This window comes from Streptomyces sp. 13-12-16, assembly GCF_002114215.1.
Lineage (GTDB): Bacteria > Actinomycetota > Actinomycetes > Streptomycetales > Streptomycetaceae > Streptomyces.
Map to the genome: position 1 here is coordinate 1 of NZ_NCTE01000048.1, position 14,721 is coordinate 14,721.

The 14,721-nt window shown below is 71.3% G+C and carries 11 protein-coding genes; 6 read left to right on the forward strand and 5 right to left on the reverse strand.

Annotation, left to right across the window (positions count from 1 at the left end):
* Positions 1–99 precede the first annotated feature (99 nt).
* Complete coding sequence (locus B7767_RS02275; RefSeq protein WP_085570610.1) at positions 100–1,290, forward strand: zinc-dependent alcohol dehydrogenase; 1,191 nt, start codon at positions 100–102, stop codon at positions 1,288–1,290.
* 70 nt (positions 1,291–1,360) lie between these two features.
* Here B7767_RS02275 and B7767_RS02280 read toward each other — a convergent pair whose 3' ends face one another.
* Both B7767_RS02280 and B7767_RS02285 read right to left on the reverse strand, forming a co-directional pair.
* Positions 1,361–3,550 carry an OmpL47-type beta-barrel domain-containing protein gene (locus B7767_RS02280; RefSeq protein ID WP_085570611.1) on the reverse strand — a complete coding sequence of 730 codons (2,190 nt, stop codon included), beginning with the start codon at positions 3,548–3,550 and terminating at the stop codon, positions 1,361–1,363.
* 23 nt (positions 3,551–3,573) lie between these two features.
* Positions 3,574–6,084, reverse strand: coding sequence for a ThuA domain-containing protein (locus tag B7767_RS02285; RefSeq protein WP_179167006.1), 2,511 nt, complete (start codon positions 6,082–6,084; stop codon positions 3,574–3,576).
* A 201-nt stretch (positions 6,085–6,285) separates the two neighbouring features.
* Between B7767_RS02285 and B7767_RS02290 the strand changes: the two genes are divergently transcribed.
* From B7767_RS02290 to B7767_RS02305, 4 genes are all read left to right on the forward strand, one after another.
* Positions 6,286–7,278, forward strand: coding sequence for a multicopper oxidase domain-containing protein (locus B7767_RS02290; RefSeq protein ID WP_085570613.1), 993 nt, complete (start codon positions 6,286–6,288; stop codon positions 7,276–7,278).
* An 86-nt stretch (positions 7,279–7,364) separates the two neighbouring features.
* A complete protein-coding gene (locus B7767_RS02295; protein WP_085570614.1) occupies positions 7,365–8,405 on the forward strand; it encodes a LacI family DNA-binding transcriptional regulator in 1,041 nt (346 codons plus the stop codon).
* Between the two features lie 379 nt (positions 8,406–8,784).
* Positions 8,785–9,585: a VOC family protein gene (locus B7767_RS02300; RefSeq protein ID WP_085570615.1), complete on the forward strand. Its 801-nt coding sequence runs from the start codon at positions 8,785–8,787 to the stop codon at positions 9,583–9,585.
* Positions 9,586–9,715: 130 nt separating this feature from the next.
* Complete coding sequence (locus B7767_RS02305; RefSeq protein WP_085570620.1) at positions 9,716–9,961, forward strand: WhiB family transcriptional regulator; 246 nt, start codon at positions 9,716–9,718, stop codon at positions 9,959–9,961.
* 16 nt (positions 9,962–9,977) lie between these two features.
* Here B7767_RS02305 and B7767_RS02310 read toward each other — a convergent pair whose 3' ends face one another.
* From B7767_RS02310 to B7767_RS02320, 3 genes are all read right to left on the reverse strand, one after another.
* Positions 9,978–10,955, reverse strand: coding sequence for an acyl-ACP desaturase (locus B7767_RS02310; RefSeq protein WP_085570616.1), 978 nt, complete (start codon positions 10,953–10,955; stop codon positions 9,978–9,980).
* 201 nt (positions 10,956–11,156) lie between these two features.
* Positions 11,157–11,933 carry a dimethylargininase gene (gene ddaH, locus B7767_RS02315; protein ID WP_085570617.1) on the reverse strand — a complete coding sequence of 259 codons (777 nt, stop codon included), beginning with the start codon at positions 11,931–11,933 and terminating at the stop codon, positions 11,157–11,159.
* Positions 11,934–12,112: 179 nt separating this feature from the next.
* Positions 12,113–13,738: an ABC-F family ATP-binding cassette domain-containing protein gene (locus B7767_RS02320; protein ID WP_085570618.1), complete on the reverse strand. Its 1,626-nt coding sequence runs from the start codon at positions 13,736–13,738 to the stop codon at positions 12,113–12,115.
* A 315-nt stretch (positions 13,739–14,053) separates the two neighbouring features.
* Here B7767_RS02320 and B7767_RS02325 point away from each other — a divergent pair, with 315 nt between their 5' ends.
* Positions 14,054–14,701: a GPP34 family phosphoprotein gene (locus tag B7767_RS02325; RefSeq protein ID WP_085570619.1), complete on the forward strand. Its 648-nt coding sequence runs from the start codon at positions 14,054–14,056 to the stop codon at positions 14,699–14,701.
* Positions 14,702–14,721: the final 20 nt, after the last annotated feature.

The following is a 14,721-nucleotide window of genomic DNA, read 5'->3' on the forward strand; positions in this document are numbered from 1 at the left end:
ATCGGCTCGGCGACCGGCGGTTCGGCACACGGCCGCTCGGGTACCCGGACGCCCACCGCACGAGCGACACACCGGCCACCACGGAGGGAGCGGGCGGAGATGAGGGCACTGACCTGGCAGGGAAAGCGGGACGTGAGGGTGGAGAACGTACCCGATCCCAGGATCGAGGAGCCGACGGACGCGATCATCCGCATCACCTCCACCGGACTGTGCGGATCCGATCTGCACCTGTACGAAGTCCTCACCCCGTTCATGACCCCGGGCGACATCCTCGGCCACGAGCCGATGGGCATCGTCGAGGAGGTCGGCGCGGCGGTGCCCGACCTCCAGGCCGGCGACCGGGTCGTGGTGCCGTTCCAGATCGCCTGCGGCAACTGCTGGATGTGCCTCACCGGACTGCCCACCCAGTGCGAGACCACCCAGGTCGATGCCGAGGGCATGGGCGCGGCCCTCTTCGGCTACACCCGGCTGTACGGCGCGGTACCGGGCGCCCAGGCCGAGTACCTGCGGGTCCCGCAGGCCCAGTACGGCCCGATCAAGGTCCCCGAGGGGCCGTCCGACGACCGGTTCGTCTACCTCTCCGACGTCCTGCCCACCGCCTGGCAGGCGGTCGAGTACGCCGGTGTCCCGAAGGGCGGCAGCGTCGCCGTGCTCGGACTCGGCCCCATCGGCGACATGGCCTGCCGGATCGCCCAGCTCAAGGGCGCCGGGCGGGTGTTCGGCGTGGACCTGGTCCCCGAGCGGCTCCAGCGGGCGCGCGAACGGGGCGTGGAGACCTTCGACCTGCGCTCCTTCGACGACGAGAAGGAACTCGTCACCGCGATCCGCGACCGGACCGACGGCCGCGGGCCCGACGCAGTGATCGACGCCGTCGGCACCGAGGCGCACGGCAGCGCGGCGGCCCGCATGGTGCAGAACGCCTCGGCGCTGCTGCCCCGCAAACTCAGCGGCCCGATGGCGGAACGCTTCAGCGTCGACCGGCTCGCCGCCCTGCACACCGCGATCGAACTGGTGCGGCGCGGCGGCACCATCTCGATCAGCGGCGTCTACGGCGGCATGGCCGACCCGATGCCCATGCTCACCCTGTTCGACAAGCAGATCCAGATGCGCATGGGCCAGGCGAACGTACGCCACTGGAGCGACGAGATCATCCCCTACCTCACCGACGAGGACCCGCTGGGCGTCGACGACTTCGCCACCCACCGCGTGCCGCTCGCCGAGGGCCCGGACGCCTACGCGATGTTCCAGGAAAAGCGCGACGGCGCGGTCAAGGTGCTGATGCAGCCCTGACCCACGCCCCGCCGCGACGGGCCGGGAAGCCGAGACCCTCGGCTTCCCGGCCCGTACCGGTCCGCGGGGACTACAGCTCCTTGATCCGGACGTCCCGGTAGGAGACGACGTCCGTCGTGCCGTGCACCTGCAGCCCGATGTAACCGGAGGCGAACCGCCGCCCGTCCGTGCCCGGGTCGTCCGAGCGCGGCGGGGTGAAGTCCTGGCCGCCGGCGTTGTCGAACTCGTTGATCAGCACACCGTTGCGGTAGACCGAGTAGTGCTGGTCCACCACCCGGATCTCGTAGTCGTTCCAGGTGCCCTTCTGCGTCACGCCCGCGCCGGCCAGGCCGACCCGGTCGAAGCCGTAGACCGAGCCCGTCTTGTACATGTCGCCGGTGGGTGAGTCGAACACCTGGATCTCGTGCCCGAACTTGATGGCGGCCCACTCCGGCCGGGGCTCCTCCGGGTGGTCGTGGATCTGCGGGAACCGGACGAACACACCGGAGTTGGCGTTGCCGGTGCCCGGGGCGTCGTCACGCCACTGGAGCTTCAGCGAGAAGTCGCCGTACTTGCGCTCGGGGAACCACAGCATGCCGAGCCCGCCCCGGGTGGTGCCGGAGGTGATCGACCCGTCCGGGTTCAGCCCGAACGAACCACCGCCCACCTGCTCCCACTTGGCGAACGACTCCGCGCTGCCGTCCAGGATCTTGCGGTAGCCCTCGGTCTGGCCGGGCCTGCCGATGCCGGACTGCCGGGCGGCCTTGTCGATCGCCCGGTACTCCCGCTGGTCGATGACCCCTTCCTTCTTGAGCCCGTCCAGCACGCTCTTCACGTGCTTGAGGAACAGCGCCTGCGAGGTCCACTCCTTCTCGTCCTCGATCAGTTCGCCGATCCGGCACCGGTTGTTGGTGACCCGGTTCGGCACGCCCGAGTCGACCGTGCCGACGATCACCGTCGACCGCTCGTCGTACTCGGGACAGTTGGGCGCGGGCACCCCGCCGTCCGCCACGACCGTGAAGCTCACCGTGAGCGGCTCGGAGGTGTTGCCGGCGTTGTCGCTCGCCCGGTACGCCACCGTGTGCCGGCCCGCCCGGTCGACGACCACGGGCTCGGTGTACGCCAGGTAGGGCCCGCCGTCGAGCGAGTACTCGATGCCGGCCACGCCGGAACCCCCGTGCCCGTCGTCGGCGCTGACGGTCACGGTGGCGTCACCGACGTAGGCGCCGTCGGAGTTCCTGGTGCCCGCCACGGTCACACCGGTCGCCGGCGGGGTGGTGTCCTGCGGGGGAGCGGCGACGACCGTGAACTCCACGCTCTTGGCCGCCGCCGTGTTGCCCGCCCGGTCGGTGGCGCGGTAGCGCACGGTGTGCGTGCCCGCCTCGTGCACCATCACCGGACCGGTGTACGCCTGCCAGGCACCGCCGGCGCCGATCGCGTACTCGATGGTGTTGACGCCGGTGCCGGTGTCCGACGCGGTGACGGTGACCGTCGCCATGTCGACGTAGTCGCCGTCGTCGTTCTTCTCACCGGCCACCGTCGCCGAGGTCTCCGGCGGGGTGGTGTCGTCCGACTGCGGGGCGACGACGGTGAACCCGACGCTCTGCTCCGCCGACACGTTGCCCGCCCGGTCCAGGGCGCGGTAGCGCACGGTGTGCGTACCGATCCGGTCGACCACGACCGGGGCGGTGTACGGCTGCCAGGCGCCGTCGGCCCCGACCGCGTACTCGATCCGGTCCACGCCGGAGTCCGCGTCGGTGGCCTCGACGGTCACGCTCGCCGAACCGACGTACTCGCCGTCGGCGTTCTGCGAGCCGGTCACCTTCGCCGTGGCCTCGGGCGCCGTGGTGTCCTCGCCACCGCCCTCGGTCACCGTCAGGATGCCCTGCATCTCGCCGTGGCCGGGGATGGTGCAGTGGTAGAAGTAGCGGCCCGGGGTGAGCGTGACCTCGGCGCTGTACCTGCCGCCCTGCGCGTCGTTCGGATTGGCCATGATGTTCAGCTGGACGTCGTCGTTGAACTCCGGGTCGGAGGTCACGAACGTCAGCGTGTGCGGCATCCCGGTGGTGTTGCCGGTCGCCGCGCTGTTCTCGAACACGATGGTCGCCGGACCGGCCACCGCGGTCGTCGGCGCGGACGTGTACTCGGTGATGCTGTCACCGGCGGTCCAGGTGAGCACCTGTTCCGCCGCGCGGGCCCCGGTGGACCCGGCCCCGTCGGCCGCGGACGTCGTCTGCAGGCCGAGCACCATGAGCAGGGCGGCCAGCAGGCCGGCCCACATTCTTCGTTGTCGTATCACTGGTCTCACTCGGCCTTCCTCGCCAGCTGACCGGCGGCCGGGGTCGGCCCGCCGCCCGTGTAGGTGACCCGCCACAGCGCGGACTTGGAGTCGGAGGTGAAGAAGCCGCGCCCGTAGTCGAGGACGTACAGCGAGCCGTCCGGGCCGAACTTCCAGCCCATCAGGTTCTTGATGCCGTCGTTGCCGACCGGCACGATCTTCTTCAGGGACTCCGAGTGCACCGGAAGACCGCCGTCTCCCTGCGTCTTCGGGTCCATCAGCACCGCGTTGCGCGGCTGGTCGGCGTCGTAGAAGTCACCGACGAACCACTTGCCGTCCCAGTACTCCGGCCACTTGACCTCGCTGGCGCTGTCGGCGTCGTAGCGGTAGACCGGGCCGTTCATCGCGGCCTGCCCGCCGCCCTTGAGCCAGGGCAGCGTGTACGTGGCCTCGTCCTGCTCGTACGACGGGACGCCGTTCTCGTCGCGGGGGTAGTCCGGGCCGCCGCCCTGCGGCGAGTACCAGATGTTGTTGCCGGTCACCGGCGGCAGGTTGACCAGGCCGTCGTTGTTCGGCGACTCGTTCTTCGGGGCGTCGCAGTCGTACCAGCCCAGCGGCTTCGACGGATCGGGCAGGTTGCGGTCCCGGTAGGGCTGCTTGTTGCCCATGCAGTACGGCCAGCCCCGGTTGGACGCCTCGGTGATCACGGCGAACGTGTCGTACTTCGCCGGACCCCAGGTCGGCGACGGGGAGCCGGCGTCCGGGCCGACCCAGCCCGCGTAGAGGACGTCGGTCTCCTTGTCGACGGAGATGCGCGCCGGGTTGCGCACACCCATCACGTAGATCTCGCCGCGCGTCTTGCCGCCGCCCTCGGCGGTCTCCTTCCCGGTGAACAGGTTGCCCTCGGGCAGCGTGTACGTGCCGTCCGGCTCCGGGTGGATGCGCAGGATCTTGCCGTTGAGGTTGTTGGTGTTGCCGGCGGTGCGGCGCGCGTCGGCGAAGGACACGCCCTTGAAGTTGGGCTCCGGGTTGTTGCCCGAGTAACCACCGCTGAAGCCGCTGGAGTTGTTGTCACCGGTGGCGATGTACAGGTTGCCCTTGGAGTCCCAGGCCATCCCGCCGCCCGCGTGGCAGCAACTGTGGATCTGCACCGGCCACTTCAGCAGCACCTTCTCACTGGCCAGGTCCAGTTTGCCGGTGGCCCGGTCGAAGGTGAAGCGGGAGACCCGCCGTTCGGCCATGTGCGTGTCGCGGTTGATCTCCGAGTGGGGCGTGTAGTGCAGGTAGACCCACCCGTTCTGCTGGAACTGCGGGTCCAGCTCGATGCCGAGCAGGCCCTCCTCGACCTTCCGCAGCTCGTCGCCGCCGCCCTTGTTGCCGAAGACGGTGAGCGTCCCCGCGAGGGTGACCTTCCTGGTCTCCGGGTCGTAGACGTGGATCTCGCCCTTGCCCTTGCCGATGTCGGGGTCGTTCCAGTCGGTGACGACGGGCTGGGAGGAGTCGGCACCTCCGCGCCCGATGTAGAAGACGCGGCCGTCGGGGGCGGTGACCAGGCCGTGCGGCTCACCGATCTGGTCGTTTCGGCCCGGCTGGTTGGGCTGGGTCAGCCGCTCCGCCTTGTAGTTGCCGGTGATCGTCGCCTTGCAGTCGGCCTGGACGAGACGGGTGGTCCACAGCAGGGCGCCGCGCAGGTGGTCACGGAAGTCGGTCTCGTCGTACGACGACACCGTGCCGCCCATGCCGGTGTAGAAGGACCGGCCGCCGTCGTAGTCACGGCACCAACTGACCGGGTGATCCCAGCCGTTGGCGCTCGCGCCGGGCGCGTACGTCGACTCGCGCACCCTGGCGACCGTGTGCACGTCACCGGACGGGTTCTCCACCCAGTTCAGCCACTTGTCGGGCCGCTTCCACTGCACCGGCAGGCTCCTGGTCGCCGGATGCGCCCGGTCGCCGACCTCGACGGTCGCCCGCTGCACCTTGTCGGGGCTGGAGGCGGCCGGGCGGGCGCCGATCAGACCGGTGAACCAGTCCGAGTACGGCTCCGCGCGGGCCGCGTCGTGCAGGCCGACGAAACCGCCGCCGGCCTCCATGTACGCCTCCAGGCCCGCCTCCTGGTCCGGGTCGAGGACGTCCCCGCCGCCGGTCAGGAACACGACGGTGTTGAACCGGCCCAGCTTCTTGGCGTCGGTGAAGACCGAGGCGTCGTCGGTGGCGGTGACCTTGAACCGCTGGTCCGCCGGGCCGGACAGCCCGATCCTCTCGATCGCCGCGATCCCGGCGTTCACGAGCGGCGACTCGTCACCGGCGGCCGCGGAACCGTGGAACAGCAGCACGCGTACGTTCGCGCCGCCCGGGGGCGACTTGATGGACATCGTTGTCAGGGACGGATCCGGGGCCGGGCGCGCGCTGGCGGCGGGACCCGACAGCAGTCCGGCGGCGACGACCCCGGCGGTCACGGTGGCCGCCCAGATCCGTCGTCTCGTTCTCGTCCTTCGTGTGCTCGTGGCGCCTGACGTGCTCAACCCTCTTAAGCGCATGGGTTCTTGATGCGATGTGGACCGCACGTGGCCACCCACCCCTCCTCGGTCGCAGCAACAGCGTCAAGGAAGCTAGACCTCTTTGTGCCAGACGCCAATACCTATCGCAGAGATGAAACGAACTTTGTCCTGAGTGTGGATAAACGCTGGGGTGGCCGCTACGGTTTCACAGGTTCATGACAGCCACGTGGGGAGTTCGGCATGGACAGACGCGGTTTCAACCGACGGGTACTGCTGGGCGGCGCCGCCGTCGCGACATCGTTGTCCGTCGCGCCCGAGGCCGTGGGCGCGGCCACACCGGCGAAGACCGCGCCCGCCGGGGGCGAGGTGCGGCGCGTCAAGCTGTACGCCGAGCGGCTGGACGGCGGACAGATGGGCTACGGCTTCGAGAAGGGCAAGGCGTCCATCCCCGGCCCGCTGATCGAGCTCAACGAGGGCGACACGCTGCACGTCGAGTTCGAGAACACCATGGACGTGCCCGTGAGCCTGCACGTCCACGGCCTGGACTACGAGATCTCCAGCGACGGCACCAAGCAGAACAAGAGCGACGTCGAACCCGGCGGCACCCGCACCTACACCTGGCGCACCCACAAGCCCGGCCGGCGCTCGGACGGCACCTGGCGGGCGGGCAGCGCGGGGTACTGGCACTACCACGACCACGTCGTCGGCACCGTGCACGGCACCGGCGGCATCCGCAACGGGCTGTACGGGCCGGTGATCGTGCGCCGCAAGGGCGACGTCCTGCCCGACGCGACCCACACCATCGTCTTCAACGACATGTCGATCAACAACAAGCCGGCCCACACCGGCCCGAACTTCGAGGCCACGGTGGGCGATCGCGTCGAGATCGTCATGATCACGCACGGTGAGTACTACCACACCTTCCACATGCACGGTCACCGCTGGGCCGACAACCGCACCGGCATGCTCACCGGCCCCGACGACCCGAGCCAGGTCATCGACAACAAGATCTGCGGTCCGGCCGACTCCTTCGGTTTCCAGATCATCGCGGGGGAGGGCGTCGGAGCGGGCGCCTGGATGTACCACTGCCACGTCCAGAGCCACTCCGACATGGGCATGGTCGGCCTGTTCCTGGTGAAGAAGCCGGACGGCACCATCCCGGGGTACGACCCGGACGCGCACGAGCACGTCCACGGGTCCGCCGCCGAGGAGGAGCCGACACACGAGCACTGACGGCGCCGGACGTGATCCGAGAGCGCTCTCGCCCGGGGCCGGGCCGGGGCTATCCTTTCCCGCAGCCGCAGGTGAGGAGCCCCGAAGTGACCGACACAGCGCCACGCCCCACGCTGGAGGCCGTGGCCGCGCGGGCCGGTGTCTCCCGGGCCACGGTCTCCCGTGTGGTCAACGGCTCCCACGGGGTGCGGGAGCGCCTGGCCGAACGGGTGAGGCGGGCGGTGGAGGAACTCGGGTACGTGCCGAACCAGGCCGCCCGCAGCCTGGTGACGAAGCGGCACGACGCCGTCGCCGTCATCGTGGCCGAACCGGAGACCCGGGTCTTCGCAGACCCCTTCTTCGCCCGGCAGCTGCGCGGCATCAGCAAGGAGCTGACGGCCCACGACAACCAGCTCGTCCTGCTGCTCACCGAGGACCGCGACGACCACGTCCGCGTCGGCCGCTACGTGGCCGGCGGCCATGTGGACGGAGCCCTGGTGTTCTCCCTCCATATCGACGACCCGCTGCCCGAACTGATCCGGCAGGCCGGCCTGCCGACCGTGTACGGCGGCCGGCCCGACTTCGGCGGCGGCCGGAGCGACGTCGTCTACGTCGACAGCGACAACCGGGGCGGCGCCCGCGACGCCGTACGGCACCTGCTCGGCCTCGGCCGCGGCCGTATCGCCCACATCACCGGTGCCCTGGACCAGACCGCGGCGGTGGACCGGCTCGACGGCTTCCGGGACGTCATGGCCGACGCCGATCCCCGGCTGGTCGTGGAGGGCGACTTCACCCCCGCGAGCGGCGAGCGGGCGATGCGGGAGCTCCTCGACCGCTGCCCGGGTCTGGACGCCGTGTTCGCCGGCAACGACCTCATGGCGGCGGGCGCCCTGCGCGTGCTGCGCGAGCACGGGCGGCGGGTGCCGGACGACGTGGCGGTCGTCGGCTTCGACGACATGCTGCCGATCGCCGAACAGACCGAACCCCCGCTCACCACGGTCCGCCAGGACATAGAGGGGATGGGCCGCCTGATGGCCCGCCTCCTCCTGCACGACCTCAACGGCACCGGCACGCCGTCGGAGGCCGCGGGTGCCGGCTCCGACGGCCTGATCCTCCCGACGACGTTGGTCCGACGCGCGTCCGCGTGACCCGCCGCGGGTCGTGCGGGCCCGACGTGACGCGCCCCCGCCGCCCCTTCCCTCCCCGCTCCCGGCTTCGCTCGAACGGAGGGGCCCCGTCGTCCCCGGGGGCTGTGCCCCCGGCCCCCCTTTCGGCCCTTCGGGCCTCGTCCTCGGACTCCTCCGGAGGGGGTACCTCCGGACGGGCCGAATTTTCAGCCCGTCCGGCAGGGATCAGCCCCTCCGGCGTCCGGGGAGCGGGGGGCCGGGGCCGGCGCCCCCGGTTCGGGACGGGAAGGGGCGGCGGGGCGAGCGGGGCCCACGGCCGTCCGGGTGCTCCGGCGGTGGTGGTGAGCGGGCGGTGGAAGACTCGCCGGAGCAGACGACGGGACCTCTCGGAGGAGGCACCATGCTCACCACCCGCTTCGTCGACGGCGCCCCGAACTGGATCGACGTCGGCACGCCCGACACCGAGGGAGCCGCGTCCTTCTACGGCGGCCTGTTCGGCTGGGAGTTCGCCCCGGCGGGCCCCGACACCGGGGCCGGCGGCCACGGCTTCTTCCGGCTGGCCGGCCGGATCGTCGCGGGCGGTGTGCGGACCGCACCGGAACAGGGCCCGCCCGCCTGGACCGTCTACTTCCAGAGCCCCGACGCGGACGCCACGGCGAAGACCGCCCGGCAGGCCCGGGGCAGCGTGCCCGTGCCGCCGACGGACGTGATGCGACAGGGCCGCACGGCGATCCTCGCCGATCAGTCAGGCGTCCCCTTCGGCATCCGGGAACCGGCGCAGCACAAGGGCATCGAGGCGGCCGGCGAGGCCGGCACCCTGTGCTGGGTCGAGCTGTACACCCCGGACATCGCCCGCGCCGCCGCGTTCTACCACTCCGTCCTCGGCTGGGAGACCTCTGCGGTGACCTTCCCCGACGGCGTCTACACCTCCGTCAACCCCGCCGGAACGGGCGAGGAGGGCATGTTCGGCGGACTGGTCCCGCCGGCCGAGGACCTCGCCGGGGCGGAGCCCGGCCCGCCCCACTGGCTGCCCTACTTCGGGGTGGGCGACACGGACGCCGTCGTCGCCAGGGCCGTCGAGCTGGGCGGCAGGGTACGGCTGCCCGCCACCTCCCTCGCCGGCGTCGGCCGGCTGGCCCGCCTGGAGGACCCGTACGGCGCACGGTTCGCCGTCATCGAGGGCGATCCGCGCGAGACCTGACACACCCGGCGCGCCGCCGTGCGCGCCGGGTGCCCCGGCGTCATCATCATGCGGTCACGGAAGACCCCTCGGCCCCTCCGTTGATCCCGCGTTGATCGAACGTTTTTCGCCGCACGGCACGCTTCCGGGCATGCACACCGAAACGATTTTGTCGCCCGACTTCACCTGGCAGGAGGAGGCGCTGTGCGCGCAGACCGGGGGAGACTTCTTCTTCCCCGAGCCGGGCAGCTCGGTCCGCGAGGCCAAGCGGATCTGCGGCCTCTGCCCGATCCGCGCGACGTGCCTCGAGTACGCCCTGGCCAACGACATGCGCTTCGGCGTCTGGGGAGGCATGTCCGAGAAGGAGCGCATGGAACTGCGCCGTACGGGCCGGTAGGCCCCCGCCCCCGCCGTCAGGCGCGTTCCGCGCGGGCCGCCATCCGGGCCTTGCGGGCCGCCAGCTTCTCGTCGAACTTCGACGCCTCCGCGTCCAGGCCGCCCATGAACAGGCCCAGTTCCTCCTGCGCCTTCAGGCCCTCGGGGCCCAGCCCGTCGATCTCCATGATCTTCAGGAAGCGCAGCACCGGCTGGAGCACGTCGTCGTGGTGGATGCGCAGGTTGTAGACCTCGCCGATCGCCATCTGCGCCGCGGCCCGCTCGAAGCCGGGGATGCCGTGGCCGGGCATCCGGAAGTCCACGACGACGTCGCGGACCGCCTGCATGGTCAGGTCGGGCGCGAGCTCGAACGCCGCCTTGAGCAGGTTGCGGTAGAAGACCATGTGCAGGTTCTCGTCGGTCGCGATGCGCGACAGCATGCGGTCGCAGACCGGGTCACCGGACTGGTGGCCGGTGTTGCGGTGCGAGATGCGGGTGGCCAGCTCCTGGAACGCGACGTAGGCGACCGAGTGGAGCATCGAGTGCCGGTTGTCCGACTCGAAGCCCTCGCTCATGTGCGCCATGCGGAACTGCTCCAGCTTGTCCGGGTCCACCGCCCGCGAGGCGAGCAGGTAGTCCCGCATCACGATGCCGTGCCGGCCCTCCTCGGCGGTCCAGCGGTGCACCCAGGTGCCCCAGGCGCCGTCCCGGCCGAACAGCGAGGCGATCTCGTGGTGGTAGCTGGGGAGGTTGTCCTCGGTCAGCAGGTTCACCACCAGCGCGATCCGGCCGACCTCGGTGACCTTCGACTGCTCCTTGTCCCAGGCCTCGCCGTCCTCGAAGAAGCCGGGGAAGTTACGGGCGTCGCTGAACGGCACGTACTCGTGCGGCATCCAGTCCTTGGCGACCTTCAAGTGCCGGTTGAGCTCCTTCTCGACCACTTCCTCCAGCGCGTACAACAGCCGGGCGTCGGTCCAGACCGAAGGGCTGCCCAGATGGGGAGAAGTGATCGACACAGGTGACTCCAGGGGACGGTGACATACGGTGGTGCCGGCGAGCGGTGCCGGGAACCTACGGAATCGTAGGCTACGAAGCCGTAGGTTACGTAGCCGTAGGTTAAGGGTGCCGTAAAGAGCCCTGATCAGCGGGGTTCCCATGGAGCGCCGCCCGGTGCGGAGCCGCAGGTCGCCGCGGTGCGCGGGTGACGGTGTCACCCGTCAGGCGTACAGCTCCCGCAGCCGCACCGAGAGGCAGGTCACACAGCCCTCGAGCTTCTCGAACTCGCCGATGTCCACCGGGACCGGCTCGTAGCCGAGGTCCGCGAACAGCTCCGCGGTCTTCGGCGCGCTCGACGCCATCAGCAGCCTGTCCCCGCCGAGCAGCACCACGTGCGCCCCGGCCGCCTCCGGCACCGGGAGGAAGCGCGGGAACAGCGACGGCGCGTCCATGTTCGGGACGTACCCGACGACCGTCCCGTCCGGCAGCGCCGTGACCGCCGACTTCAGGTGCAGCACCTTGGCGACCGGCACGGTGACCACCCGCGCCCCCAGCGGCTCGAACGCGGCCCGCACCTGCCGCACCCCGGCCGCGTTGGTCCGCCCGCCCCGCCCCACGTACACCGTGTCGCCGACCTTCAGCACATCGCCGCCGTCCAGGGTGCCCGGCTCCCAGACCCAGTTCACCGAGCAGCCGAGCGACGCCACGGCCTCCTCGACGCCGGGGGTCTCCGCGCGGCGGGACTCGGCACCGGAACGGGCGATCAGCGCCACGTTCCGGTACATCACCACCGTGTCCTCCACGAACACGGAGTCCGGGCAGTCGTCGGCCGGGTCCACCTCGATCGTCTCCCAGCCGTGGGCGCGCAACGCCTCCGTGTACGCCTCCCACTGCTCCACCGCGCGGCCGGCGTCGACGCCTTCCCGCTCGACGTGCGTCACCAGCCCCCCGGCCGGACGGGGAGCGGGACGGCGGACGAGGGCCTTCTTGCTGGGCACGAGGAGGACTCCGAATCGGACGGGGCAGGGCTCGGCCGTACCGGGGGAGTCCGTGGAGCGGCCGGTTCCCCGGGCGTCGGCCCAGCCATCATGCAGGGCCGGTCCGGCCCGGGCCACCCCCCGGCGGCGATGAGGTGAACCGCCGGTAACCGGCCGCGGGCCCGGACCGCAGCGGACCGCTACGCGGAACGCTCGACGGTTTCCGGCGCCACCTCCTTCAGCTCCCCCTCCTCCATCAGCAGCCACCGGGTGATGCCGATCGACTCCAGGAACGGCAGATCGTGACTGGCCACGATCAGGGCTCCCTCGTACGACTCCAGTGCCGTGGTGAGCTGCCGGACGCTCGCCATGTCGAGGTTGTTGGTCGGCTCGTCCAGCATCAGCAGTTGCGGCGCGGGCTCCGCCAGCATCAGCGCCGCCAGCGCCGCCCGGAAGCGCTCGCCGCCGGAGAGCGTCGCCGCCCTCTGGTCGGCGCGGGCGCCCCGGAACAGGAAGCGGGCGAGCCGGGCCCGGACCCGGTTGTTGGTGGCGCCCGGCGCGAACCGGGCCACGTTCTCGGCGACGGTCAGCTCCGGGTCGAGGACGTCGAGCCGCTGCGGCAGGAACCGCAGGGGCACATGGACCCTCGCCTCCCCGGAGACCGGCTCCAGCTCCCCGGCGACCGTGCGCAGCAGCGTCGTCTTGCCCGCGCCGTTGCGCCCGATCAGCGCCACCCGCTCCGGGCCGCGCAGATCGAAGCCGCCGCCCACCCGGGCGCCGTACGCCAGTTCCAGGTCCATGAGGGTGAGGACGCCACGGCCCGGCGGTACGGCCGTGTACGGCAGGTCGACGCGGATCTCGTCGTCGTCCCGCACGGCGTCCGCCGCGTCGTCGAGGCGTTCCCTGGCCTCGGCGAGCTTCTCCTCGTGCATGATGCGGTGCTTGCCCGCGGACTCCTGCGCCGCGCGCTTGCGCGCCCCCATGACGATCTTCGGCTCGCGCTTCTGCTCGAACATCTTCTGCCCGTACCGCTTGCGGCGGGCCAGTTTCACCTGGGCGTCCGCCAGTTCGCGCTTCTGCTTGCGGAAGTCCGCCTCGGCGACGCGCACCATCCGCTCGGCGGCCTCCTGTTCGACGGCCAGGGCCTCCTCGTACGCCGAGAAGTTGCCGCCGTACCAGGTGACCTCCCCGGAGCGCAGGTCCGCGATCTGGTCGACCAGTTCCAGCAGTTCACGGTCGTGGCTGACCACGACCATGACGCCCGGCCAGTTCGCGACGGCCGCGTACAGCCGCCTGCGGGCGTACAGGTCGAGGTTGTTGGTGGGCTCGTCGAGCAGCAGCACGTCCGGGCGGTCCAGCAGCAGCGCGGCCAGCCGCAGCAGCACCGACTCGCCGCCCGACACCTCGCCGACGGTGCGGTCGAGACCGATGTGCCCGAGGCCGAGTTCGCCGAGCGTGGCCAGGGCGCGCTCCTCGACGTCCCAGTCGTCGCCGACGGTCTCGAAGTGCTCCTCGGCCACGTCGCCCGCCTCGATGGCGTGCAGCGCGGCCCGCAGCTCGGCGACGCCGAGGACCTCGTCGACCCGCAGCGTGGTGTCGAGCGTCACGTTCTGCGGCAGGTACCCCACCTCGCCGGCGACCCGGACGGCGCCGTCGGCCGGTGCGAGCTCACCGGCGATCAGCTTCAACAGGGTCGACTTCCCCGACCCGTTGACGCCGACGAGGCCGGTGCGGCCGGGGCCGAAGGCGACGTCGAGGCCCTCGAAGACGGTGGTGCCGTCGGGCCAGGTGAAGGCGAGGGACGTACAGGTGATGGATGGTGTCATGCGGGCCTCCGCGGTTGCTCGGGGCGATCAGGGGCAAACGCGTATCGAGACACCGCGGGACGAGGACCGGCAGCCGGGAGGGAAGGACTGGGCATGAGGAAAGCCCTGTTCCGCAAGGACCGCAAGGACGGCTCGAACGCCGAGGTCGCACGCGACGTACACACACGTGTGGTGTGACGCGGTGTCTCAGAACCTCAGACGAGCAACGTCCTTCTCCAATCGACGGCAACAGAACCGCTGTAAACCGTAGGAGTGCCCGGAACGGCTGTCAACGGCTTTTCGGAGCACGACGTCACCGCCCCGGAGGAGCCCCCCGTGACCGACGGCCCGCTCTCACTGCCGGCCCGCCTCTGCCTGCTGGCCTGGGACACCGACCCGGCCCGGCTGCCCCCTCTGGTGCGGGCGGGTGCCCTCGCCGAGTTGGCCCGGCGCGGCCTGCTGGTCGACGACGACGGCATCGCCACACCGCTCGACCTGGACTCCCGGACCGGGGACGCGGTCCTCGACGGCCTGCTGGAGCTGGTCAGCGAGTCCTGCCCGCACCGCTGGCGCACCTGGGTGACGCTGCGCGCCCGGTACACCCTGGACGCGGTCCGGGAGCAACTGGTGGCCGAGGGGGTGCTGCGCGCCGAGAAGCACCGGGTCCTCGGGGTGTTCCCTTCGGTGGAGCACGTCCTGGCCGACGCGGGCCGGGTACGGGCCCTGCGGCGGCGGGCACGGCGGATCCTCGACGGACCGACACCGCCCGAGGACGTCCCCGAGCAGGACGCGACGGCCGTCGCCCTGGGGACGGCGGCGGGCCTGACCACCCTCCTCCCGGCCGACGGCCGCGCCGACCGGGAACACCGCGTCGAGCAGCTCTCCGCCCGCGCGGCGACCCCCGCGCAGGCCGTGATCATCCGGGAACTCCGGAACACCCTGACCGCCACCGCGAAGGCATCGCCCCTCCCCGCCCGCGGCTGAAGCCCCCCGCCGTACGTTCA